Source organism: Streptomyces sp. NPDC044063 (genome assembly GCF_056434285.1).
In genome coordinates this window covers 422,290-443,552 of the sequence record NZ_JBWKFM010000001.1, presented here as the reverse complement: position 1 = coordinate 443,552, position 21,263 = coordinate 422,290, and the positions used below count along the sequence as shown (strand labels likewise).

At 72.2% G+C, this 21,263-nt stretch carries 17 protein-coding genes; 16 read left to right on the top strand and 1 reads right to left on the bottom strand.

Going from position 1 to position 21,263, the window contains the following annotated elements; translation table 11 throughout:
* Positions 1–3 precede the first annotated feature (3 nt).
* The 16 genes from asnB to AC07BS_RS01900 are packed head-to-tail and all read left to right on the top strand — an operon-like array spanning position 4 to position 20,565.
* Entirely contained in the window at positions 4–1,938 is a 1,935-nt protein-coding gene (asnB, locus tag AC07BS_RS01975; protein WP_478929457.1) for an asparagine synthase (glutamine-hydrolyzing), read from the top strand.
* An 18-nt stretch (positions 1,939–1,956) separates the two neighbouring features.
* Entirely contained in the window at positions 1,957–4,155 is a 2,199-nt protein-coding gene (locus AC07BS_RS01970) for a bi-domain-containing oxidoreductase (RefSeq protein ID WP_478929455.1), read from the top strand.
* Positions 4,152–6,146 carry an alginate lyase family protein gene (locus AC07BS_RS01965; protein ID WP_478929453.1) on the top strand — a complete coding sequence of 665 codons (1,995 nt, stop codon included), beginning with the start codon at positions 4,152–4,154 and terminating at the stop codon, positions 6,144–6,146. The genes AC07BS_RS01970 and AC07BS_RS01965 overlap by 4 nt, the downstream gene beginning before the upstream one ends.
* 3 nt (positions 6,147–6,149) lie before the next feature.
* The gene (locus AC07BS_RS01960; protein ID WP_478929451.1) at positions 6,150–7,688 is read left to right on the top strand and encodes a right-handed parallel beta-helix repeat-containing protein; all 1,539 of its coding nucleotides are present in this window, start codon (positions 6,150–6,152) and stop codon (positions 7,686–7,688) included.
* A gap of 1 nt (position 7,689) precedes the next feature.
* Positions 7,690–8,982: an O-antigen ligase domain-containing protein gene (locus tag AC07BS_RS01955; protein ID WP_478929449.1), complete on the top strand. Its 1,293-nt coding sequence runs from the start codon at positions 7,690–7,692 to the stop codon at positions 8,980–8,982.
* 7 nt (positions 8,983–8,989) lie between these two features.
* The gene (locus AC07BS_RS01950; RefSeq protein WP_478638541.1) at positions 8,990–10,231 is read left to right on the top strand and encodes a glycosyltransferase; all 1,242 of its coding nucleotides are present in this window, start codon (positions 8,990–8,992) and stop codon (positions 10,229–10,231) included.
* Positions 10,228–11,472 carry a class I SAM-dependent methyltransferase gene (locus tag AC07BS_RS01945; RefSeq protein ID WP_478638543.1) on the top strand — a complete coding sequence of 415 codons (1,245 nt, stop codon included), beginning with the start codon at positions 10,228–10,230 and terminating at the stop codon, positions 11,470–11,472. The genes AC07BS_RS01950 and AC07BS_RS01945 overlap by 4 nt, the downstream gene beginning before the upstream one ends.
* 11 nt (positions 11,473–11,483) lie before the next feature.
* The gene (locus AC07BS_RS01940) at positions 11,484–12,290 is read left to right on the top strand and encodes a sugar phosphate nucleotidyltransferase (protein WP_478638545.1); all 807 of its coding nucleotides are present in this window, start codon (positions 11,484–11,486) and stop codon (positions 12,288–12,290) included.
* On the top strand, positions 12,287–12,934 hold the full coding sequence (locus AC07BS_RS01935) for a PIG-L deacetylase family protein (RefSeq protein WP_478929446.1): 648 nt from the start codon (positions 12,287–12,289) through the stop codon (positions 12,932–12,934). The genes AC07BS_RS01940 and AC07BS_RS01935 overlap by 4 nt, the downstream gene beginning before the upstream one ends.
* A 3-nt stretch (positions 12,935–12,937) precedes the next feature.
* The gene (locus AC07BS_RS01930; RefSeq protein WP_478929444.1) at positions 12,938–13,963 is read left to right on the top strand and encodes an NAD-dependent epimerase/dehydratase family protein; all 1,026 of its coding nucleotides are present in this window, start codon (positions 12,938–12,940) and stop codon (positions 13,961–13,963) included.
* Entirely contained in the window at positions 13,951–15,240 is a 1,290-nt protein-coding gene (locus tag AC07BS_RS01925) for a DUF4910 domain-containing protein (RefSeq protein ID WP_478929442.1), read from the top strand. The genes AC07BS_RS01930 and AC07BS_RS01925 overlap by 13 nt, the downstream gene beginning before the upstream one ends.
* A gap of 5 nt (positions 15,241–15,245) precedes the next feature.
* Complete coding sequence (locus AC07BS_RS01920; protein ID WP_478929440.1) at positions 15,246–16,535, top strand: hypothetical protein; 1,290 nt, start codon at positions 15,246–15,248, stop codon at positions 16,533–16,535.
* Positions 16,532–17,479: a glycosyltransferase family 2 protein gene (locus tag AC07BS_RS01915; RefSeq protein WP_478638554.1), complete on the top strand. Its 948-nt coding sequence runs from the start codon at positions 16,532–16,534 to the stop codon at positions 17,477–17,479. The genes AC07BS_RS01920 and AC07BS_RS01915 overlap by 4 nt, the downstream gene beginning before the upstream one ends.
* Positions 17,476–18,675: a polysaccharide pyruvyl transferase family protein gene (locus AC07BS_RS01910; protein ID WP_478929438.1), complete on the top strand. Its 1,200-nt coding sequence runs from the start codon at positions 17,476–17,478 to the stop codon at positions 18,673–18,675. Before AC07BS_RS01915 ends, AC07BS_RS01910 begins: the two co-directional genes overlap by 4 nt.
* Positions 18,672–19,223, top strand: a complete 552-nt coding sequence (locus tag AC07BS_RS01905) for a dTDP-4-dehydrorhamnose 3,5-epimerase family protein (RefSeq protein WP_478929436.1) — start codon at positions 18,672–18,674, stop codon at positions 19,221–19,223. Before AC07BS_RS01910 ends, AC07BS_RS01905 begins: the two co-directional genes overlap by 4 nt.
* A gap of 7 nt (positions 19,224–19,230) precedes the next feature.
* Entirely contained in the window at positions 19,231–20,565 is a 1,335-nt protein-coding gene (locus AC07BS_RS01900; RefSeq protein ID WP_478929434.1) for a glutamate-1-semialdehyde 2,1-aminomutase, read from the top strand.
* 12 nt (positions 20,566–20,577) lie between these two features.
* Here AC07BS_RS01900 and AC07BS_RS01895 read toward each other — a convergent pair whose 3' ends face one another.
* On the bottom strand, positions 20,578–21,222 hold the full coding sequence (locus tag AC07BS_RS01895) for a phosphatase PAP2 family protein (RefSeq protein WP_478638565.1): 645 nt from the start codon (positions 21,220–21,222) through the stop codon (positions 20,578–20,580).
* Between the last annotated feature and the right edge of the window lie 41 nt (positions 21,223–21,263).

Here is a 21,263-nt window from a genome sequence, read left to right as displayed (position 1 = left end):
AACATGTGTGGCATCACAGGCACGTACCGGTGGCCGGACGGGAAGGCGGTGACCGACCGGCTCACCGAGACCCTCGCCCACCGCGGCCCGGACGGGGCGGGCCGCTACAGCCACCCCGCCGGTGACGGCGAAGTGCACCTCGGGCACCGCCGGCTGTCCATCATCGACCTGTCCGAGACGGGCGCCCAGCCGATGGTCTCGGACGGCCTCGCCCTGACGTACAACGGCGAGCTGTACAACGCGCCCGAACTGCGTGCCGAGCTGGCAGCCACCGGCGTGCGCTTCCGCGGCACCTCCGACACCGAGGTGCTGCTGGAGGCCTGGCGGCGCTGGGGTACGGACTGCCTGCCCCGGCTGCGCGGCATGTTCGCGTTCGCCGTCTTCGACGAGCGCACCGGTGAGCTGGTGCTCGCCCGCGACCAGCTCGGCATCAAGCCGCTGTTCCTGCTCCGGCGCGGTGAGGGTCTGGTGTTCGCCTCCGAGCTCAAGGCGCTCGCCGCCGCGACCGGCGGGTCGCTTCAGGTGGACCACGCGGCGCTGGTGGCCTCGCTGCTGTACTACTGGGTGCCGGACTCGCGCTGCGCGTTCCGCGAGGCGGAGAAGCTGCCGCCGGGGAGCTGGCTGCGGTGCCGGGCCGACGGCCGGGTGGAGCGCGGCCGGTTCTGGCACCTGAAGGACGTCGCCGCCGAGGGCCGGGAGCGCGCCCGGGCCGGCGAGCGGCCGGACCTGGCCGCCATCGTCGAGGAGTCGACCCGGCGCCACCTGCTCTCCGACGTTCCCGTGGCGACCTTCCTCTCCGGCGGTCTCGACTCCAGCTATCTGACCGCGCTGGCGGCCCGCCACCGACCCGGGATCTCCGCCTACACCATCGGGTTCCGCGCCGAGGACGCCAAGTTCGAGGCGATGCCCGACGACCTGCGCTACGCCCGGCAGGTGGCCCAGCGCTTCGGCGTCGACCTGCACGAGATCGAGATCGCTCCGAACGTGCTCGACCTGCTGCCGCGGATGACGTACCACCTGGACGAGCCGATCGGCGACCCCGCCGCGATCAACACGTTCCTGATCTGCTCAGCCGCCCGGGAGGCCGGCATCAAGGTGATGCTCTCGGGGATGGGCGCCGACGAGCTGTTCGCCGGATACCGCAAGCACCTGGCCAACCTGATCGCGCTGCGCTACCAGCGCGTCCCGCGGCCCCTGCGGCGCGGGGTGTCCGCGGTCGTGGACCGGCTGCCGGTCGCCACGGCCCGCCGGGGGTACCGGTCGGTGCGCTTCGCCAAGCGGTTCCTGTCCTTCGCCGACCTGCCGGAGGAGACCGCGTTCCGGCGCAGCTACACCATGTACGACCAGGACGAGCTGCTCGCCCTGGTCGATCCGGACCTGGCCGGGACGGTCGAGGACGTGCTGACCGAGCACGCGGACGTCTACGAGGACAACGACCTCGACGACTTCGTCAACCGCATGTGCCTGGGCGACGCCCGGATGTTCCTGCCGGGCCTGAACCTCGCGTACACGGACCGCTCCAGCATGGCCGCGTCGACCGAGGTACGGGTGCCGTACGTGGACGTCGAGGTGGTCAAGGCGGCGTTCGCGATACCCGGCGACCGCAAGATCGTCGGACGGCAGGGCAAGGCCGTCCTCAAGGAGGCGGCCACCTCGATCCTGCCCCGGGAGATCGTCTACCGGCCCAAGGGCCTGTTCAGCGCCCCGCTGCGCGCCTGGATGAGCCGGGACCTGGCACCGCTGGTGCGCGAGGTGGTGCACGAGGGTGTGCTCGTCGAATCCGGGCTGCTGCGCCGCGACGCGCTGGCGCGGATGGTCGCCGAGGACGCCGCCGGGCAGCGGGACTTCTCCAAACATCTGTGGCATGTGCTGACCCTCGAGTACTGGTATCGCGACGCGACCTCTGGGTCCGGCCAGAGCACTCGGTCAACGGCTTAGGAATTCAGAGGAGTTTGGGTGAAACAGGTTGTGCAGAACTACAAGAGCGGCGAGCTGGCGGTGCTCGACGTGCCGGTGCCGGGGTGCAAGCCGGGCGGTGTGCTGGTCCGCAGCGCCTACTCGCTGATATCCACCGGGACCGAGCTGATGAAGGTGTCCGAGGCCGGCATGTCGATGCTGGGCAAGGCCCGCTCCCGGCCGGACCAGGTGGCCAAGGTCATGCAGAGCGTGGCCACCAACGGGGTGCCCGCCACCTACCGCAAGGTGATGGGCAAGCTGGACTCCTACACGCCACTGGGCTACTCGCTGTGCGGGGTGGTCGAGCAGGTCGGCGCCGGCATCGACGATGTGGCGGTCGGCGACCTGGTGGCCTGCGCCGGCAACGAGCACGCGTTGCACGCCGAGCTGAACTGGGTGCCGAAGAACCTCTACGCCCCGGTGCCCGACGGCCTCGCGCCGCGGCACGCCGCCTTCGGCACCGTCGGGTCGATCGCGCTGCAGGGCGTCCGCCAGGGCGAGTCGCGGCTCGGCGAAGTGGCACTGGTCATCGGCCTCGGGCTGATCGGCCAGCTGGTGGTGCAGCTGCTGACCGCCTCGGGAGTGCGCGTCGTCGGGGCCGACCCCGACCCGGTGCGCTGCGGGCTCGCCGAGCGCCTGGGCGCCGCGGCCTGCGGTGATCCGGCGTCCGCGGCCGTGGAGACCGCCGTCGCCGAGCTCACCGGCGGTCACGGCGTGGACCAGGTGTACCTGGCCGCCGGCGGCGGCAGCAACGAGCCCGTCGAGCTGGCCGCCCGGCTGTGCCGGGACCGCGGCCGGGTCGTCGACATCGGCAAGTGCCGTCTGGACCTGCCGTGGAACGCGTACTACGAGAAGGAGCTCGACGTCCGGTTCTCCCGCAGTTACGGCCCCGGGCGCTACGACCCGGCGTACGAGCTGGAGGGCCGGGACTACCCGATCGGCTATGTGCGCTGGACCGAGCGCCGCAACCTGGCGTGCTTCCTCGACCTCCTCGCCCGCGGGAGCGTCGACGTGGAACCCTTGATCTCCCACATCGCCGACTTCGACGACGCCGTCGAGACGTACCGGAGCCTGAAGGACGGCGACCTGAAGGCCGTGGCCGTACTGTTCCGCTACCCCGACCACAAGGGGGAAGCGGAGGCCCCGGCGGTGGCCGTGCCGGCGGTGACGCGCAGCGGCGGAGCAGCGTCCACCCCGGTCCGGACCGCCGGGACGCCGGTGCGCCTGGCGTTCGTCGGCGCGGGAAACTACGCGACGTCGATGCTGCTCCCCCATCTGGCACAGCGCGACGGCGTTCAGCTGTCGACCGTCGTCACCACGACGGCGCTGTCCGCGACCAACGCGCAGCGGAAGTTCGGCTTCGCCGAGGCGACCACCGATCTCGACGCCGTGCTCGGCGACCCGTCCATCGACGCGGTGTTCGTGGTCACCCGCCACAGCTCGCACGCCGACCTGACCCGCAAGGCGCTGCTGGCCGGCAAGGCGGTGTTCGTGGAGAAGCCGCTGGCGCTCGACCAGGACGAGTTGGCCGGCGTGCTCGCGGCGGTGGAGGAGTCCGGCAACGACCGGATCCAGGTGGGCTTCAACCGCAGGTTCGCACCGCTGCTGCGGGAGGCCCGGCAGCGGTTCGGCGCCCGGACCGGTCCGGCGAACCTCCGCTACCTGGTCAACGCGGGCCGGCTCGATCACGGCAGCTGGTACCTCCGGCAGGACACCGAGGGCTCGCGGTTCGCCGGCGAGGGCGGGCACTTCATCGACACGGCGAGCTGGCTGCTCGACGCCGACCCGGTCTCGGTGTACGCGTCCTCCACGTCCGGCAACGAGGACCTGCACGTCGTGCTGCGCTACCCGGACGGGTCCACCGCCACCATCAGCTACGTCACCACCGGCGCGCCCGGCTTCCCCAAGGAGACGCTGGACCTCATCGCGGACGGCAAGGTGCTGCGGCTCGACGACTTCGTGCGGGCCTCGGTGTATTTCGAAAGCACAGCCGGCCGCAAGCGGTGGGTCAGTTCGCGGCTGCCGAAGGCCCGGGACAAGGGCCAGTCCGCCGAGCTGGCCACGTTCATCAAGGCCGTGCGGACCGGTGGCCCGATGCCGGTGCCGCTGGAGTCGCTGGTCGCCACCACGGCTGCCACCCTCGCTGTGCGGACGGCACTGGCCGGCGGCGCGCCGGTGACGTTGGCGAGCGCGCGATGAGCATGAGCGCGAGCTGGTACCTGCGCCGGCTGTCCCGGATGGGACCGCGGGAGGTCGGCGGCCGGGTGGGCGACACGGTGCGCCGGCGGCGGTGGCGGTCGGCGCGGCCGGCCTGCCCGAGCGTGACCGACGCCCGGTTCACCGCGGTCCTGCCCGCCGGGACGATCGCCGCGGTGCCGCCGGACGCCGCGAAACGTCTCGTCGCCGAGGCGGACCGGCTGATGGAAGGGCACGCCGAGTACTTCGGGGTGGCCCGCGACGACCTCGCGGCGCCGGACTGGTGGTACGACCCGAAGACCGGGCGCCGGGCTCCGGCGGGCTACGCCTTCGACGTGCCGTACCGCGACGAGGACGCGGTCGGGGACATCAAGCAGATCTGGGAGCTGTCCCGGCATCAGTACCTGACCGTGCTCGCCGCCGCCTACGCGATCACCGGGGACGAGCGGTACGCCGAGCGGGTGGCCGACCATCTGCGGTCGTGGTGGGCGGTCAACCCACCGCTGCGGGGCGTGCACTGGATCAGCGGCATCGAGCTGGGCATCCGGCTGCTGTCCTGGGTGTGGATCCGCCGGCTGCTCGACGGCTGGCAGGGCGCGGCCGGGCTGTTCGAGGGCAACCCGGTGGCGTTGAGGCAGATCTGGCACCACCAGCGCTGGCTGGCCGCCTTCCCCAGCCGGGGGTCCTCGGCGAACAACCACGTCATCGCCGAGGCCGCCGGGCAGTTCGCCGCCGCTTGCGCGTTCGGGTGGTTCCCCTCCTCGGCACGGTGGCGGGCCGACGCGCTGCGGTCCCTGGAGCGGCATCTGCGCGGCAACACCTTCCCCTCCGGGCTCAACCGCGAGCTGGCCACCGAGTACCACGGACTCGTGCTGGAGCTCGGCCTGGCCGCGCTGGCCGAGGCCGATGCGGCCGCCGTGCCGGTCCCCGCGTCCGTCCGGCTGGTGCTGCTGCGCATGACCGACGCGCTCGCGGCCGTCGTGGACAACCGGCTGCGGCCGCCGCGCCAGGGGGACGCGGACGACGGGCACGGTCTGATCGTGGACGGCGCGGGCACCGACCGCTGGGCCTCGCTGCTGGCCACCGGCGACGCCGTGTTCGGCCGGCTCGCCTGGTGGCCGGAGGTGACCGGCACCGATGTGCGTACCCCGCTGCTGGCCGCGCTCATCCGGCCGTACGCGAAGGACGGAACCGCACCGGCCGTGCCCCGCCCGGCGAGCCGGCCCGCCCACTTCGCCGACGCGGGCATGACCATCCTGCGCGGACCGGAAGAGATCTGGTGCCGCTGCGACGGCGGTCCGCACGGCTTCCTGTCCATCGCCGCGCATGCCCACGCGGACGCGCTGTCCATAGAGGTCCGGCACGACGGGGTCGACGTGCTCGCCGACCCGGGGACATTCTGCTACCACGGGCAGCCCGAGTGGCGGCAGTACTTCCGCTCGACCCTCGGCCACAACACCCTCCAGCTGGACGGCGGTGACCAGTCCGTCTCCGGCGGCCCGTTCCTGTGGACCCGGCATGCCCACAGCCGCGTCCTGGTCGCGGACACATCCGATGCGGGGGTGGCCCGCTGGTGTGCCGAGCACGACGGCTACCAGCCCTCCGTGCACCGCCGCCGGGTGGAGCTGACGGCCGCGAGCCGGGAGCTGCGGGTCATCGACGAGGTACGCGGCCCGCGCCGGGCCGTGCACCTGGCGTTCCACCTCGGCCCGGCGATCACCGCGGAGCTGGTGGGGAACCGGGCGGTGCTCACCTGGAACCACGACGGCGAGGACCGCTCGGCGGAACTCGACCTGCCGGGCGAGCTGTCCTGGCGCGCGCATCGCGGCGAGAGCGACCCCTCCCCAAGCTCTTCGAGCAGGGGATACCCCATGCTGGGCTGGTACTCCGCGGGCTTCGGGCGCAAGGAACCCACCACCACGCTGGTCGGCACCGGTACGGCCGACGGCGTGGAGGGGTTCACCACCGTGCTCAGGTTCCGCGGCCGGGGGTGACGCGTGGTGATCAAGAGGCTGCACCGGGCGGTGCCGGCGGCACCGCTCGTCCTGGTCCTGCTGGCGGCGACCGGCTGCACCAGCGCGTCGGACGCCCCGGCGAAGCCGACCGGTGCGCCCTCCGCGTCCGGTGCGCCCGCCGCGTCCGTGGCCCGGGTGTGCGCCGAGCCCGCGGCCGGGCCGGCCCAGGCGCCGGAGGGCGCCGTGACGGTCGACCCGGCGGTGGTCGGTGACCTTGCCGAGAAGACCAGGAGCAGCCCACCGAACACCACGTTCTGGCTCCGACCGGGCAAGCACAGGCTCGAACCGGACCGCTACGCCCAGGTCATGCCCAAGGAGGGGAACCGCTATCTCGGCGCGCCGGGCGCGGTGCTCGACGGCCGGAAGACCAACCAGTACGCGTTCGGCGGCACCGCCCGCGATGTCACCATCGGCCACCTGACCGTGGAGGGATTCGTCGCACCGAACAACGAGGGCGTGGTCAACCACGACATGGCCGACGGGTGGGTGATCGAGCACGCGAAGATCCAGTACAACTCCGGCGCCGGGCTGATGGCCGGTGCCCGCCAGCGGGTCCGCGCCAGTTGCCTGCGCGGCAACGGGCAGTACGGAATGAACGCGTACAAGACCGGCGACTCCATCAAGGGCTTGGTGGTCGAGGGCAACGAGGTCGTGGGAAACAACACCGACGACTGGGAACGGCGGCAGCCGGGCTGCGGCTGCACCGGAGGCATCAAGTTCTGGGCCGTCGACGGCGCCGACATCCGCGGCAACTGGGTGCACGACAACCGCGGAGCCGGGTTGTGGGCGGACAACAACAACAATGACTTCCGCATCGAGGGCAATGTGCTGGAGGCCAACGACGGCGCCGCCCTGATGTACGAGACCAGCTACAACGCGGTCATCCGGAACAATACGATCCGGCGGAACAACTGGGTCGAGGGCCGCAAGTACGCCGACCGCGGCGACGACTTCCCGTACGCGACCATCTACGTGTCGGAGGCCGGCGGCGAACCACGGGTCCGGGCCCGCACGGACAAGATCGAGATCTACCGGAACGTGCTGGAGAACAACTGGTCCGGGATCACTCTGTGGGAGAACGCCGACCGGTTCTGCAACAGCCCGGCCAACACCTCGACCGGATACTGCACGCTGCTGGTGAAGGACACCGGCCGCTGCGCGCGGCCGGCGATCGCCACCGCCCCGCTCAACGCCGACTGCCGGTGGAAGACCCAGCGGGTGGACATCCACGGCAACCGCTTCCTGCTGGACACCTCCGTCGTCAAGTGCACGGCGGAGTGCGGGCGCATGGCCGTGCTGGCCAACTACGGCACCTATCCGGACTGGTCGCCGTACCAGGGCCAACGGGTGGCCGAGGCGATCACCCTCCAGCAGCACAACCGCTGGCACGACAACGCCTACGTCGGACCGTGGGAGTTCATCGCCCACGACACGAGCCGCAAGCTCGACTCCGACCAGTGGCAGGGCACCCCGTACGGGCAGGACGCGGGCAGCACCTTCGCCCCACGGGCCGGTGGTTGAGATGAGCGAGGACCTGATGCGCGGCGGGCCGCCGGGCGGAACGGACACGGCGGGCACGCGGCCCGGCATCGAACCCCGCCCCACCGGCACACCGAAGGCCGTCGGGATCGTCTGGGCGTTGCTGGGCCTGAACACACTGGGCTCCGCCGGGGCGAAGACCATCGTCCCGCTCCCCCGCTCCCTCATCCAGATGGCCACCATGGGCGCGCTGCTCACCGCGTTCGCGCTGGCGCTCGCGCTCAACCTCCGGCTGCGCATCCGGGCCAGTGCCTTCGTCTTCCTGCTCACCCTGCTGCTGGTGCCGAGCGTGATCTCCAGCCTGCACCTGGAGGTCGGGCTCGGCGCGCTGTTCCGCTGCACCCGGCTGGCTCTCTTCGTCGGCACGCTGTGGCTGATCAGCCGCTGGTGGGACGGCGGCCTGACGTTCGTCCGCCACCACATCCGGATGTACTTCGCGGTGCTCGTGCTGGTGGCCGCCGGCCTGGTCCTCTCACCGGGCACGGCCATGCCCGAGTACTACGGCGGGCGGCTGGTCGGCGCGTTGTGGCCGCTGACCCCGCCGCAGATCGGACAGTACTCCGCGGTGATCATCGGGCTCACCGTGCTGCTCGTGCTGGGCCGCAGGACCACCGGGGCCAACGCGGCGGTGATCATCGTGCCGTCGTTCGTCCTGCTCGCGATGACCCATACCCGGACGGCCATGCTCGGCCTGATCATCGGGTTGGTGCTGGCCATCGGCTCGCTCCTCCTGACCAGCGCCGCCGCCCGCCGGTTCTTCGCCGGGACGGTGCTGTGCGCCACGGTGGCCGCGGTGGCGTTCAGCGCCGCGCTGCAGGCGTGGTTCCTGCGCGGACAGGACAAGGAGAACTTCTCCAACCTCACCGGCCGGGCCAAGGTCTGGGACGCCCTGCTGTCGGCTCCCCGGACGACCGGGGAGAAGGTGTTCGGCGTGGGCCTGGGCGACAAGTCGTTCGGCGGGCTGCCGATCGACAACAGCTGGCTGGCCGTCTACAACGAGCAGGGTCTGATCGGCATCGCCATCGTGGCGTCGATCCTCGTCGTGCTGGGCGGCGTCGCACTGCTGAGGCCACCGTCGCTGCCGAGGGCCTGCGCGATTTTCCTGATCAGCTACGTCGCGATCTCGTCGTACACCGAGGCCGGGCTGGGCGACGCCTCGCCGTATCTGCTGCATCTGGCCCTGGCCGCCTCGCTGCTCGTGGCACCCGCCGCGGCCGCTCCCCTCGCGACGGCCGCGGTTCCTCGACGACGCGTCCCGCCATGGGCCCGGAGGTGACCTGACCATGCATGTCCTTGTGGTGCACAACCGCTACTCCTCGGCCCAGCCGAGCGGGGAGAACAGGGTCGTCGACGAGGAGGTGGGACTGCTGCGCGCGGCCGGCCACCGGGTCGATGTGTTCGAGCGGCGCAGCGACGACATCGCCGGGCGGTCCCTGCTCGCCAAGGCCGCGGTGCCGCTGCTCGTGCCATGGAACCCGGCGGTCCGCTCGGAGCTCGCCGCCCGGCTGCGCACCGACCGGCCGGACGTGGTGCACGTCCACAACGTCTTCCCGCTCCTGTCGCCCGCGGTGCTGGCCGCCTGCGCCGACACCGATGTGCCCGTCGTCGCCACGCTGCACAACTACACCCAGGTCTGCCCGCCCGGCACGCTGCACCGCGACGGCCGGCCGTGCTCCGAGTGCGTCGGATCGGCGACGGCGCTGCCCGCCGTCCGGCACGGCTGCTACCGCGACTCCCGGTTGGCGACGGTGCCGCTCGCGGTCAGCCTGTCGGTCAACCGGCGGCGGTGGTGGTCCGGTGTGGAGCGGTTCTTCTGCATCTCCGCGGCGCAGCGCGACGTCCTGGTGCGGTCCGGCATGCCGGCCGAGCGGCTGGCGGTGAAGCACAACTTCGTGCCCGACCCGGGCGTCCGCCGCACGGGCGACGGCGAGCATCTGCTCTTCCTCGGCCGGCTCGCGGAGCCCAAGGGACTGCGGCTGCTCATGGCCGCGTGGGACGCGGTCGCGGCGGGTGGAGGGGTGGGCGTGCCGCTCGTGCTCGCCGGCGCGGGGCCGCTGGAGGGAGAGGTGATCGCCTGGGCGGCGGGCCGGGACGACGTGCGCTACGTCGGCCTGTACGACCCCGCCCAGTGCCGGCGGGCCGTCGCGCGGTCGGTCGCCGTGGTGGCTCCCTCGACGGCCCGGGAGACGTTCGGGCTGGTGGTCGCGGAGGCGATGGCGGCGGGGGTCCCGGCCGTCGCCGCCGGTCACGGCGCCTTCGTCGAACTCGTCGAGGACGGGGTGACCGGGCTGCTGCACGAGCCGGGCGATGCCGCCTCGCTCGCGTCCCGGATACGCCGGATCGCGGCCGGGCCGGGCCGCAACCGGGAGATGGGCCAGGCGGCCCGGCGCCGTTACGAGCAGGGCTTCAGCCCGGCCGTCGGGCTGGAGCGCCTGGTGGAGGGGTACCGCACCGCGATCGCGGGTCGGTCAGCACTGGCTCGTGGTGGGGACACCCGCGCGAGCGGAGATGGGGGCAATGGATGACAGGATGCCGACTCTGCGGTTCGACGGCGCTGGCGAGCGTCGTCGACCTTGGGGCGACCCCGCCGTGCGAGAGCTTTCTCGCCGCGGACCAACTGGACCAGCCGGAGCCGGCGTACCCGCTGCACCTGCGGGTCTGCACCGACTGCTGGCTCGCGCAGATCCCGCCGCTGATCACGCCGGAGGAGACGTTCAGCGAGTACGCGTACTTCTCCTCCTACTCGACCTCCTGGGTGGAGCACGCGCGCGCCTTCGTCGCCGACGCCGTACAGCGGGTGGGACTCGACGCCAAGGGCTCCGGTGCCTTCGTGGTCGAGGTCGCGAGCAATGACGGATATCTGCTCAAGCACGTGGTGGACCGCGGGATCCGCTGCCTGGGCATCGAGCCGTCGGTGAACGTCGGTGCCGCGGCGCGGGAGGCGGGTGTGCCCACGCTCACCGAGTTCCTGGATCCTGACACCGGCTCGGCCGTCCGCGCCGAGCACGGCCCGGCGGACCTGGTCGTGGCCAACAACGTCTACGCGCACATCCCCGACGTGGTCGGGTTCACCCAGGGGCTGCGTTCCCTGGTCGCCGACGACGGCTGGGTCTCCATAGAGGTGCAGCACCTGCTGACCCTGATCGAGGAGAACCAGTACGACACGATCTATCACGAGCACTTCCAGTACTACACGGTCGCGTCCGCGGCCCGGGCGCTGGCGAGCGGCGGCCTCGCGCTCGTGGACGTCGAGCTGCTGCCCACGCACGGCGGCTCCATCCGGCTGTGGGCCCGGCCGGCCGAGGTGGCCGGCGAACCGAGCCGTCGGGTGGCCGAGGTGCTGGACCGGGAGAAGGCCGCCGGACTGCGGGAGCTGTCCGGGTACACCGAGTTCTCCGCCCGGGTGGCCAAGGTGCGCCGGGACCTCCTGCGGTTCCTCGTCGAGGCGGCCGAGCGCGGCGAGACGGTCGTCGGCTACGGGGCCCCGGGCAAGGGCAACACCCTGCTCAACCACTGCGGCATCCGGTCCGACCTGCTCGCGTACACGGTCGACCGCAACCCCTACAAGCACGGCAGGTTCACCCCGGGCACCCGCATCCCGATCCTGCCGCCCGAGCGGATAGCCGCCGACCGACCGGACTACGTCCTGGTCCTGCCGTGGAACCTGCGGGCCGAGCTGACCGAGCAGCTGTCCTTTGTCCACGACTGGGGCGGCCGGCTGGTCTTCCCCATTCCGGAACTGAGCGTTGTCGAGGTCGCGTCGTGAAAGGGCACAGCATGAAGGTCGTACTTTTCTGCGGCGGTTATGGGATGCGCATGCGCGACGGTGCCTCCGACGACCTGCCCAAACCGATGGCGATGGTCGGCCCGAGGCCGCTGATCTGGCACGTCATGCGCTACTACGCGTACTTCGGGCACACGGAGTTCATCCTGTGCCTCGGATACGGGGCCCACCACATCAAGAACTTCTTCCTCAATTACGAGGAGACGACGTCCAACGACTTCGTGCTGCGGCACGGCCGGACCGAGCTGCTGTCCACCGACATCGCCGACTGGACGATCACGTTCGCGCAGACCGGCATCGAGTCACCGATCGGGGAGCGGCTGCGCCGGGTGCGCCACCACCTGGACGGCGACGAGATGTTCCTCGCCAACTACGCCGACGTGCTCACCGACGCCCCGCTGCCGGAGATGATCGACCGGTTCGCCCGGCGCGACGCCGGTGCGTCGATGATGGTGGTGCCGCCGCAGTCCTCGTTCCACTGCGTGGATCTGGGCGAGGACGGCCTGGTGGGGGGCATCACCCCGGTGAGCGAACTGCCGCTGTGGGAGAACGGCGGCTATTTCGTGCTCCGCCAGGAGGTCTTCGACCACATCCCGGAGAACGGGGACCTGGTCGCCGACGGATGCGCCCAGCTGGCCAAGCAAGGCCGGCTGGTGGCGCACCAGCACCGCGGCTTCTGGAGGCCGACCGACACCGTGAAGGAGCGGGCCGCGCTCGACGCCGCCTACGCCCGCGGCGACCGCCCCTGGGCCGTGTGGGAACGCGACGGCGCGACCGGTGTCACGGCGAGGACCGCGTGATCCGGCTCAGCACCGGGCACCTGGACCGGATCGTCGCGGTCGGCGCGCACTGCGACGACATCGCCATCGGCGCCGGCGGCACGCTGCTGACGGCGTGCCTCGCCCGGCCGGGCATCCGCGTCGACGCGCTGGTGCTCTCCGGCGGTGGCGGCGAGCGGGAGCAGGAGGAGCACGCCGCGCTCGCCGCCTTCTGCCCGGGCGCCGAACTGCGCCTGACCGTGCTCAAACTGCCGGACGGCCGGCTGCCCGCGCACTGGGACGAGGCCAAGGCCGCGGTCGAGGAGCTGCGCGAGCGTACCGAGCCCGATCTCGTCCTCGCCCCGCGCACCGATGACGCGCACCAGGACCACCGCGGCCTGGCGAAGCTGATGACCACCGCGTACCGCGACCACCTCGTGCTCGGCTACGAGATCGTCAAGTGGGACGGCGACCTCGGCCGTCCCACCGCGTACCAGCCGCTGACGCCGGAGACCGCCGAACGGAAGGTGCGGCTGCTGCAGGAGCACTACCCCTCGCAGCGGCACCGGCCCTGGTACGACCGGGAGGCCTTCCTCGGCCTGGCGCGGATCCGCGGCATCGAATGCCACGCGCGCTACGCCGAGGCGTTCACCGTCACCAAACTCACTCTCAACCTGGGGGGATGAACCTTGCGCGTACTGCTGACCGGACACCAGGGCTACCTGGGCACCGTGATGGCCCCGGTCCTCACGGCCGCCGGGCACGAGGTCGTCGGGCTGGACTCCGGCCTGTTCGCCGACTGCGTGCTGGGCCCGCCGCCCGCGGACCCGTCCGGGCACCGGGTGGACCTGCGCGACGTCACGGCCGAGCACGTGGCCGGGGTGGACGCCGTGATCCACCTGGCCGCGCTGTCCAACGACCCGCTGGGATCGCTGGCGCCGGAACTCACCTACGACATCAACCACCATGCGTCCGTACGGCTGGCCCGGCTGGCCCGCGACGCCGGAGTGCGGCGCTTCCTCTACGCGTCGACCTGCTCGGTCTACGGTGCCGCCGGTGGTGGCGACCTGGTGACCGAGGACGCCCCGCTGCGCCCGGTGACCCCGTACGCGGAGTCCAAGGTGCGGGTGGAGGACGACTTGCACGCACTGGCCGACGGCGACTTCAGCCCGGTGTTCATGCGCAACGCCACCGCCTTCGGCTACTCCCCCCGGCTGCGCGCCGACATCGTGCTGAACAACCTGGTGGGCCACGCGCTGCTGTCCGGCGAGGTGCTGGTGCTCTCCGACGGCACCCCCTGGCGCCCGCTGGTGCACGCCGCCGACATCGCACGGGCCTTCACGGCCGCGCTGACCGCGCCACGGGAAGCCGTGCACGACCGGGCGTTCAACATCGGCAGCGAGACCAACAACGTCACGGTCGCCGAGATCGCCGAGCAGGTCGCCGAGGCGGTGTCCGGCGCCAAGGTGGTCATCACCGGGGAGACCGGTGCCGATCCGCGCTCGTACCGGGTGGACTTCTCCCGCTTCCGCGCCGCGATACCCGGCTTCGACTGCGAGTGGACGGTCAAGCGGGGCGCGCTCGAACTCGTCGACGCCTACCGCGAACACGGGCTGACCCGCGAGGACTTCGAGCGGCGCTTCACCCGGCTGGCCGTGCTGCGCGCGGCGTCCGACGCCGGCGCCGTCGACGACACCCTGCGGTGGCGCCGGTGACCGCGGCCGGCTCCGGCGAGGAGATGCACGCGTTGGTGGAGCGGATGTATCCGCTCTGCCGGTCCATCACCGGCGACGGTGTGCGCGCCACCCTGGAGATCGTCGACGAGTACATCCCGTTGCAGGTGTACGAGGTGCCGACCGGGACCCAGGTGCTCGACTGGACGGTGCCGCAGGAGTGGAACATCCGGGACGCCTACATCGCCGACGCCGCGGGCAACCGGGTCGTCGACCTCGCCGCGTCCAGCCTCCACGTACTCGGCTACAGCGTGCCGGTGTCGGCGACCATGCCGCTGTCCGAGCTGCGCGGACACCTCCACACCCTGCCGGACCACCCGGCCTGGGTGCCGTACCGCACCAGCTACTACAAGCCGGACTGGGGGTTCTGCCTGGCCCAGGAGACCCTGGACGCGCTGCCGGACGGCGACTACGAGGTGCGCATCGACTCCACACTCGCCGACGGCCACCTCACCTACGCCGAGCACGTGGTCCCCGGACAGGTCGCCGACGAGGTGATCGTCTCCTGCCACGTCTGCCACCCGTCGCTGGCCAACGACAACCTGGCCGGCATCGCGGTGGCGACGTTCCTGGCCCGGGCCCTGGCCGAGCGGACGCCGTACTACACCTACCGGTTCATCTTCGCGCCCGGCACCATCGGGGCGATCACCTGGCTGGCCCGCAACGCGGAGCGGATCGATCGGGTCAAGCACGGGCTGGTGCTGGCCTGCGCCGGCGACCCGGGCCGGCTGACGTACAAGCGGAGCAGGCGCGGCGACGCGGAGATCGACCGGGTGTTGCGGCACGTACTGACCACGTCCGAACGCCCGCACCACGTCGTCGAGTTCACTCCGTACGGCTACGACGAGCGGCAGTTCTGCTCACCCGGGTTCGATCTCGGCGTGGGCTCGCTCAGCCGGACACCGTACGCCGGCTATCCCGAGTACCACACCTCGGCGGACAACCTGGACTTCGTCTCCCCGGAGGCGATGGCGGACACCCTGGCCGTCTGCCGCGAGGCGTTCTCCGTACTGGACCGCAACCGGCGGTACGTCAACCTCAGCCCTTACGGCGAGCCTCAGCTCGGCCGGCGCGGGTTGTACGACGCGCTCGGTGGCCGCAGCGACACCAAGCAGGCGCAGATGGCCATGCTCTGGGTGCTCAGCCTCTCCGACGGCGAGCACGGGCTGCTGGACGTCGCGGAGCGGTCCGGCCTGCCGTTCGACACCGTCGCCGGCGCGGCCGACGCCCTGCGGGGCGCCGGGCTGATCAAGGCGTGACGCCGATGACCACCGAGAAGGAGAAGTCGACGACACCGGCCGGGGCCTCCAAACGCGCCATGGCCGGCCGGCTGTCCTGGGGACTGGCCGACCAGGCGGCCTCCAGCATGACCAACTTCGCGGTGGGCATCTACGTGGCACGCTCGCTCGGGCTGGCCGCGTTCGGCGTGTTCAGCCTGGCCTGGGTGACCTACGGCGTGGTGCTCAGCGTCTCCCGCGGGCTGGCCACCGACCCGCTCATGGTGCGCTTCAGCGGCGTGCCGGACGCCTCCTGGCGCGGGGCGGTGGCCCGGTCCTCGGGCGCCGCGCTCGGCGTCGGCGCCGCCACCGGCGCGGCGTGCCTGGTGATCGGCCCGGTTCTCGGCGGCCATGTGGGGCCCGCGTTCGCCTGCCTCGGCGTCATGCTGCCGGGACTGCTGCTGCAGGACGCCTGGCGGTTCTCGTTCTTCGCCGCGGGCGCCGGGCGCAAGGCGTTCGTCAACGACCTCGTGATGGGCGTCGCGCTCGTCCCGGCCATGGTGGTGGCGGCCCGCGTGGGCAGCGTGGCCGCCTTCGTGCTCGCCTGGGGCGCGTCCGCCGCGGTCGCCGCGGGCTACGGCCACCTCCAGTCCGGCATCCGGCCCCGGCCCACCGGAGCCCGCCAGTGGCTTCGCGAGCACCGCGACCTCGGCTACCGGTACCTCGTCGAGAACGTCGGTGTCAGCGGCGCGGGCCAGCTGCGGGCGTACGGGCTCGGCGCGATCGTCGGAGTCGGCGCGGTCGGTGTGGTCCGGGGCGCCGAGCTCCTGCTCGGCCCGTTCCTCGCCGTACTCATGGGCCTTTCGCTGGTCACCGTCGCGGAGGCGGCACGGGTGCTGCGGCGGGCCCCGCACCGGCTGCGCGCGTTCTGCCTCCTGCTCGGCGGCGGGCAGGCCGCCGCCGCGCTGCTCTGGGGCGCGGCTCTGCTGCTGGTCCCGGACCGGTACGGGGAGCTCGTGCTCGGCAGCGTCTGGCACTCGGCGTCGGAGCTCATCGTGCCGGCCACGCTCGGCGTCGCCGGCGCGAGCCTGGGCACCGGCGCGGCGGCCGGGCTGCGCGCGCTCGCCGCGGCCCGGCGCAGCCTGCGCTGCCAGCTGATCGCCTCCACCTTCTATGTCGGCGGCGGCCTCGGCGGGGCGGTCCTGGCCGGCACGGTCGGCTCCGCCTGGGGCGTCGCCGCCGCCACATTGAGCAGCTCGGCCGTGTGGTGGCTCCAGCTGCGGTCCGCCCTGCACGAGCGCCACCACACCCCCATCCCCGAAGTGAGGACACCGTGACCGCCCAACCCCGGCTGAGCATCGGCCTGCCCGTGTACAACGGCGAGGAGTACCTGGCCGAGTCGCTCGACGCCCTGCTCGGCCAGACCTACGACGACTTCGAGCTGGTCATCTCCGACAACGCCTCCACCGACGGGACCCAGGACATCTGCCGCGAGTACGCCGCGCGGGACTCGCGCATCCGCTACATCCGGCTGCCCAGGAACATCGGCGCCGCGCCCAACCACAACTATGTCTTCACCCAGTGCCGCGGCGAGCTGTTCAAGTGGGCCTCGCACGACGACCTGTACGCCCGCGACCTGCTGCGGCGCTGCGTGGAGGCGCTGGACGAGCGGCCGGACGTGATCCTCGCGCACGCCGACCAGGCGGTCATCGACGGCGACGGCAAGGTGAAGGTCCCGTACGAGTACACGCTCGCCACCGCCTCCCCGCACGCGCCGGAACGCTTCCGCAGCATGCTGTTCGAGCCCGGCGGCGACGACTTCTACGGGGTGATGCGGGCCGACGTGCTGCGCAGGGTGAAGCCGCACGACAGCTACCACCACGCGGACCGCACGTTCGTCGCCGAGATCGGCCTCAACGGACCCTTCCACCAGGTGCCGGAGCTGCTGTACTTCCGCCGCGACCACCCCACCCGCGCCGAGCGGGCGAACCCCTCCAAGCGGTCCCGGTGCGTCAACCTGGACCCGCGCCGGGCCGGCCCCCTGCACCCGACGCCCCGGCTGCTCGCCGAGTACGTCTGGGGCTTCGTCTCGGCCGTCCAGCGGGCGCCGTTGTCCGCGGCCGACCGGCGCGCGTGCTACCGCCACCTGGCCGCGTGGATGGCGAGCCGGTCCCGGCCGGGCGCCGGCGAGCGGGTCGAGGACCGCGCCCCGGTCGACCCCGCCCGGCTCACGGTCTCCGTCGACGCCCTCGTCGCAGGACGCGAGGGGCGGCAGAGGTGACGTCGTTACGGGTGGGGGTGTTCGGCCTGCTCGGCTCCGGCAACCTCGGCAACGACGGGTCGTTGGAAGCCGTTCTCGGCCACCTCCGCGCCGAGCACCCGGAGGCGGTCGTGGACGCGCTGTGCGGCGGACCCGAGGTCGTCGCGAGCCGGTACGGGATTCCCGCGACGCGGCTGCACTGGTACCGCGGGGAGTACCGGACCGCGTCACGCGCGGGCGCGATCGCGGGGAAGGGTCTGGGCAAACTCGTCGACGTCGTCCGCACCGCCGCCTGGGTGCGCCGGCACGACGTGGTGATCGTGCCGGGCATGGGCGTCCTGGAGGCCACGCTGCCGCTGCGGCCGTGGGGCTTCCCGTACTCGCTGTTCCTGCTCTGCGCGACCGGCCGGCTGCTGGGCGTCCGGGTCGCGCTGGTCGGCGTCGGCGCCGCCCCGATCGGCGACCGGCCGACCCGGGCCCTGGTGCGCTGGTCGGCGCGGCTGGCCTCGTACCGCTCGTACCGGGACACCCTGTCCCGCGACGCGATGCGGGCGATGGGCGTGGCCACCGCGCGCGACGAGGTCTACCCGGACCTCGCGTTCGCCCTGCCGGCGCCGCCGCCCGTCCCGACGGGTGGCCGGGTCTGCGTCGGCGTCATGGACTTCCACGGCGGCAACGACGACCGGGCCCGGGCCGAGGAGATCCACCGGCGCTACCTCGAAGGGACGACCCGTTTCGTGCGTGCGCTGGTCGAGGAGGGCAGACAGGTCCGGCTGCTCACCGGCGACGCGTGCGACGCGCCGGTGGTCGCCGCGATCCTCGATGCGGTGGATTCGCCGCTGGTCACCGCCGCCGAGACGGCCTCGCTGGCCGACCTGATGCAGGAGGCGGCGGCTGCCGACGCCGTGGTGGCGACCCGCTACCACAACCTGGTCTGCGCGCTGAAGGTCGGGACACCGACGCTCGCGATCAGCTATGCGGCGAAGAGCGACGCGCTCATGGATCGGATGGGGCTGGGCGCGTACTGCCACCCGGCCCGCGAGGTCGAAGCCGACCGGCTGCTGGAGCTGTTCCGGGAGTTGGAGAAACGATCGGAGCAGTTGCGGCGGACCCTCGCCGAGCGGAACGAGGACGCCGCGCGACAACTCGCCCAGCAGTTCGCCGCCTTGACGAGATCCCTGTTCACGTCGACCGCCCGTCAGGAGGCAACCCGATGAAAGCGACCGAAGTCCCGGAGATCTCCGGCGCATACCTCTTCGAGCCGACCCCGCACGCCGACGAGCGCGGCTTCTTCTGCCGCACCTTCGACGCCGACGTGATCCGCTCGGTGGGCCTCGACCCGAACGCCTTCCTCCAGGACAGCGTGTCCCGCTCGGTCCGGGGCGTGCTGCGCGGAATGCATCTGCGCTCCGGCGCCGGCGAGGCCAAGCTGGTGCGGTGCTCGTACGGCAGGATCTTCGACGTCGTCGTGGACCTGCGGCCGGACTCGCCGACGTACCTGGGCCGGGCCTTCTTCGAGCTGTCCGGCGAGACGCAGGCGACCCTGTACATCCCGGCGGGGTGCGCGCACGGCTTCCAGGCGCTGACCGAGACCGCCGACACCTCGTACCGGATCGACCGCCCGCACGACCCCAGCGAGGACGTGACGATCGCCTTCGACGACCCGGAGCTGGCGATCCCGTGGCCGCTGCCGGTCACTTCGATGTCCCAGCGGGACCGGGAGGCGCCGAGCCTCGCCGAGGTCCTGAAGCACGAGGAGAGGTGAGGTCGACGTGAACACCGAAGGCACTGAAGAGTTCGCTCTACCTCTTTCGCGGCAGGCCAACGAGCGGCTGCACGCCCTGGTCCCCGGTGGCGCGCACACCTACGCCAAGGGCGACGACCAGTATCCCGAGGACCTGGCGCCGGTCATCAGCCACGGCCGCGGTGCCCATGTGTGGGACGTCGACGGCAACCGCTACATCGAGTACGGGTCCGGCCTGCGGTCGGTCAGCCTCGGCCACGCCCACCCACGCGTGATCGAGGCGGTGCGGCGGGAACTCGACCGCGGCAGCAACTTCGTCCGGCCGTCCATCGTGGAGGTCGAGGCCGCGGAACGCTTCCTGGCCACGGTGCCGACCGCCGAGATGGTGAAGTTCACCAAGAACGGCTCCGACGCCACCACCGCCGCGGTGCGTCTCGCCCGTGCCGTCACCGGGCGCCCGCGGGTGGCCATCTGCGGCGACCATCCGTTCTTCTCCGTCGACGACTGGTTCATCGGCACCACGCCGATGTCCGCCGGCATTCCGGCGGCGACCACCGAGCTCACCGTGACGTTCCCCTACGGGGACCTGGCCGCCGCAGAGGAGCTGCTCACCCGTTACGAGGACGAGGTCGCCTGCCTGATCCTCGAACCGGCCGGCCACACCGAGCCGCCGCCCGGGTACCTCGCCGGCCTGCGCGAGCTGGCCGACCGGCACGGCTGTGTACTGATCTTCGACGAGATGATCACCGGCTTCCGCTGGTCCGAGGCGGGCGCCCAGGGCCTGTACGGCGTCGTCCCCGATCTCTCCACCTTCGGCAAGGCGCTGGGCAACGGGTTCGCCGTCTCCGCGCTGGCCGGGCGCCGCGACCTGATGGAGCGCGGCGGGCTGCGTCACTCCGGCGACCGCGTGTTCCTGCTGTCCACCACGCACGGCGCGGAAACGCACTCCCTGGCGGCGGCGATGGCCGTGCAGAGCACCTACGTCGAGGAGGGCGTCACCGCGCGGCTGCACGCCCTCGGCGAGCGGCTGGCCGCCGGTGTCCGCGAGGTCGCGGCCGGCATGGGCGTAGGCGACCACGTCGTCGTGCGGGGCCGGGCCAGCAACCTGATCTTCGCCACCCTCGACGAGAACGGACAGCCGTCGCAGCGATACCGCACCCTGTTCCTGCGCCGGCTCCTCGCGGGCGGAGTGCTGGCGCCGTCGTTCGTGGTGAGCAGCGCGCTCGACGACGCCGACATCGACCGCACCGTCGAAGTGGTGGCCCAGGCGTGTGCGGTGTACCGGAAGGCGCTGGACGCCGGTGACCCCACACCCTGGCTGTCCGGGCGGCCGGTGAAGCCGGTGTTCCGCCGCTTGGCGTGACATGACGTGACGTCAGCGCTGCTCCTGCGGAACGGCGTCGGCCACCCGATCGACCAGCCAGGCGGTCGCCGGCACCACCGCCAGCGCGGTGCAGCAGCCACCCAGGGCGTCGGTCGGGTAGTGCGCGCCCAGGGCGACCTCCGCCCAGCCCATGGCGGCGCCGGCGACCAGCGCCGCGGCGAGCACGAGCAGCGTGCCGGCCGTCCTGCCGAGGCCGAGCCGGCCGGTCACGAGCAGCGCCACCACGAGGGCGAGCGCGGTGAGGAAGGCGGTGTGCCCACTCGGGTAGGACAGGTTGTCGCCGTGGATGGTGCGTCCCGCCACGAACTTGATCAGCGTCGCCGTCCCCACGGCGATGCCGACCCCCGCGACGACGAACACCGCCGCGCGAGGAAACCGCAGCAGCAGACAGCCCGTCACAGCGGCCACGACCAGCATCGCCGCTCCCCCGGGCTCCCCCAGGAAGTCCATGGCCAGAGCGACGTCCCGCCACGGCGGCCGCACACTGTCCGCCGTCGGCCGGACGATCCACGCGTCCACGCGCCCGGGCTCGCTGTGGCCGGCGTACAGGACCCCGAGCACGACGACCACCAGCGCGGCGAGGACGGCGATCAGCCCGAGCCGTACGCGTAACGCCGAGGGCAGCAGACGATCCAACGTAAGCCCCCCGTCGTGTCCGACCCATCCCCTCGGGATCG

What these genes read in the sequence shown, in the direction of transcription:
- AC07BS_RS01945 (WP_478638543.1), top strand. Translation starts at nt 10,228, where the DNA reads ATGACAGGATGCCGACTCTGCGGTTCGACGGCGCTGGCGAGCGTCGTC.
- AC07BS_RS01955 (WP_478929449.1), top strand. Translation starts at nt 7,690, where the DNA reads ATGAGCGAGGACCTGATGCGCGGCGGGCCGCCGGGCGGAACGGACACG.
- AC07BS_RS01940 (WP_478638545.1), top strand. Translation starts at nt 11,484, where the DNA reads ATGAAGGTCGTACTTTTCTGCGGCGGTTATGGGATGCGCATGCGCGAC.
- AC07BS_RS01950 (WP_478638541.1), top strand. Translation starts at nt 8,990, where the DNA reads ATGCATGTCCTTGTGGTGCACAACCGCTACTCCTCGGCCCAGCCGAGC.
- AC07BS_RS01905 (WP_478929436.1), top strand. Translation starts at nt 18,672, where the DNA reads ATGAAAGCGACCGAAGTCCCGGAGATCTCCGGCGCATACCTCTTCGAG.
- AC07BS_RS01920 (WP_478929440.1), top strand. Translation starts at nt 15,246, where the DNA reads ATGACCACCGAGAAGGAGAAGTCGACGACACCGGCCGGGGCCTCCAAA.
- AC07BS_RS01965 (WP_478929453.1), top strand. Translation starts at nt 4,152, where the DNA reads ATGAGCATGAGCGCGAGCTGGTACCTGCGCCGGCTGTCCCGGATGGGA.
- asnB (WP_478929457.1), top strand. Translation starts at nt 4, where the DNA reads ATGTGTGGCATCACAGGCACGTACCGGTGGCCGGACGGGAAGGCGGTG.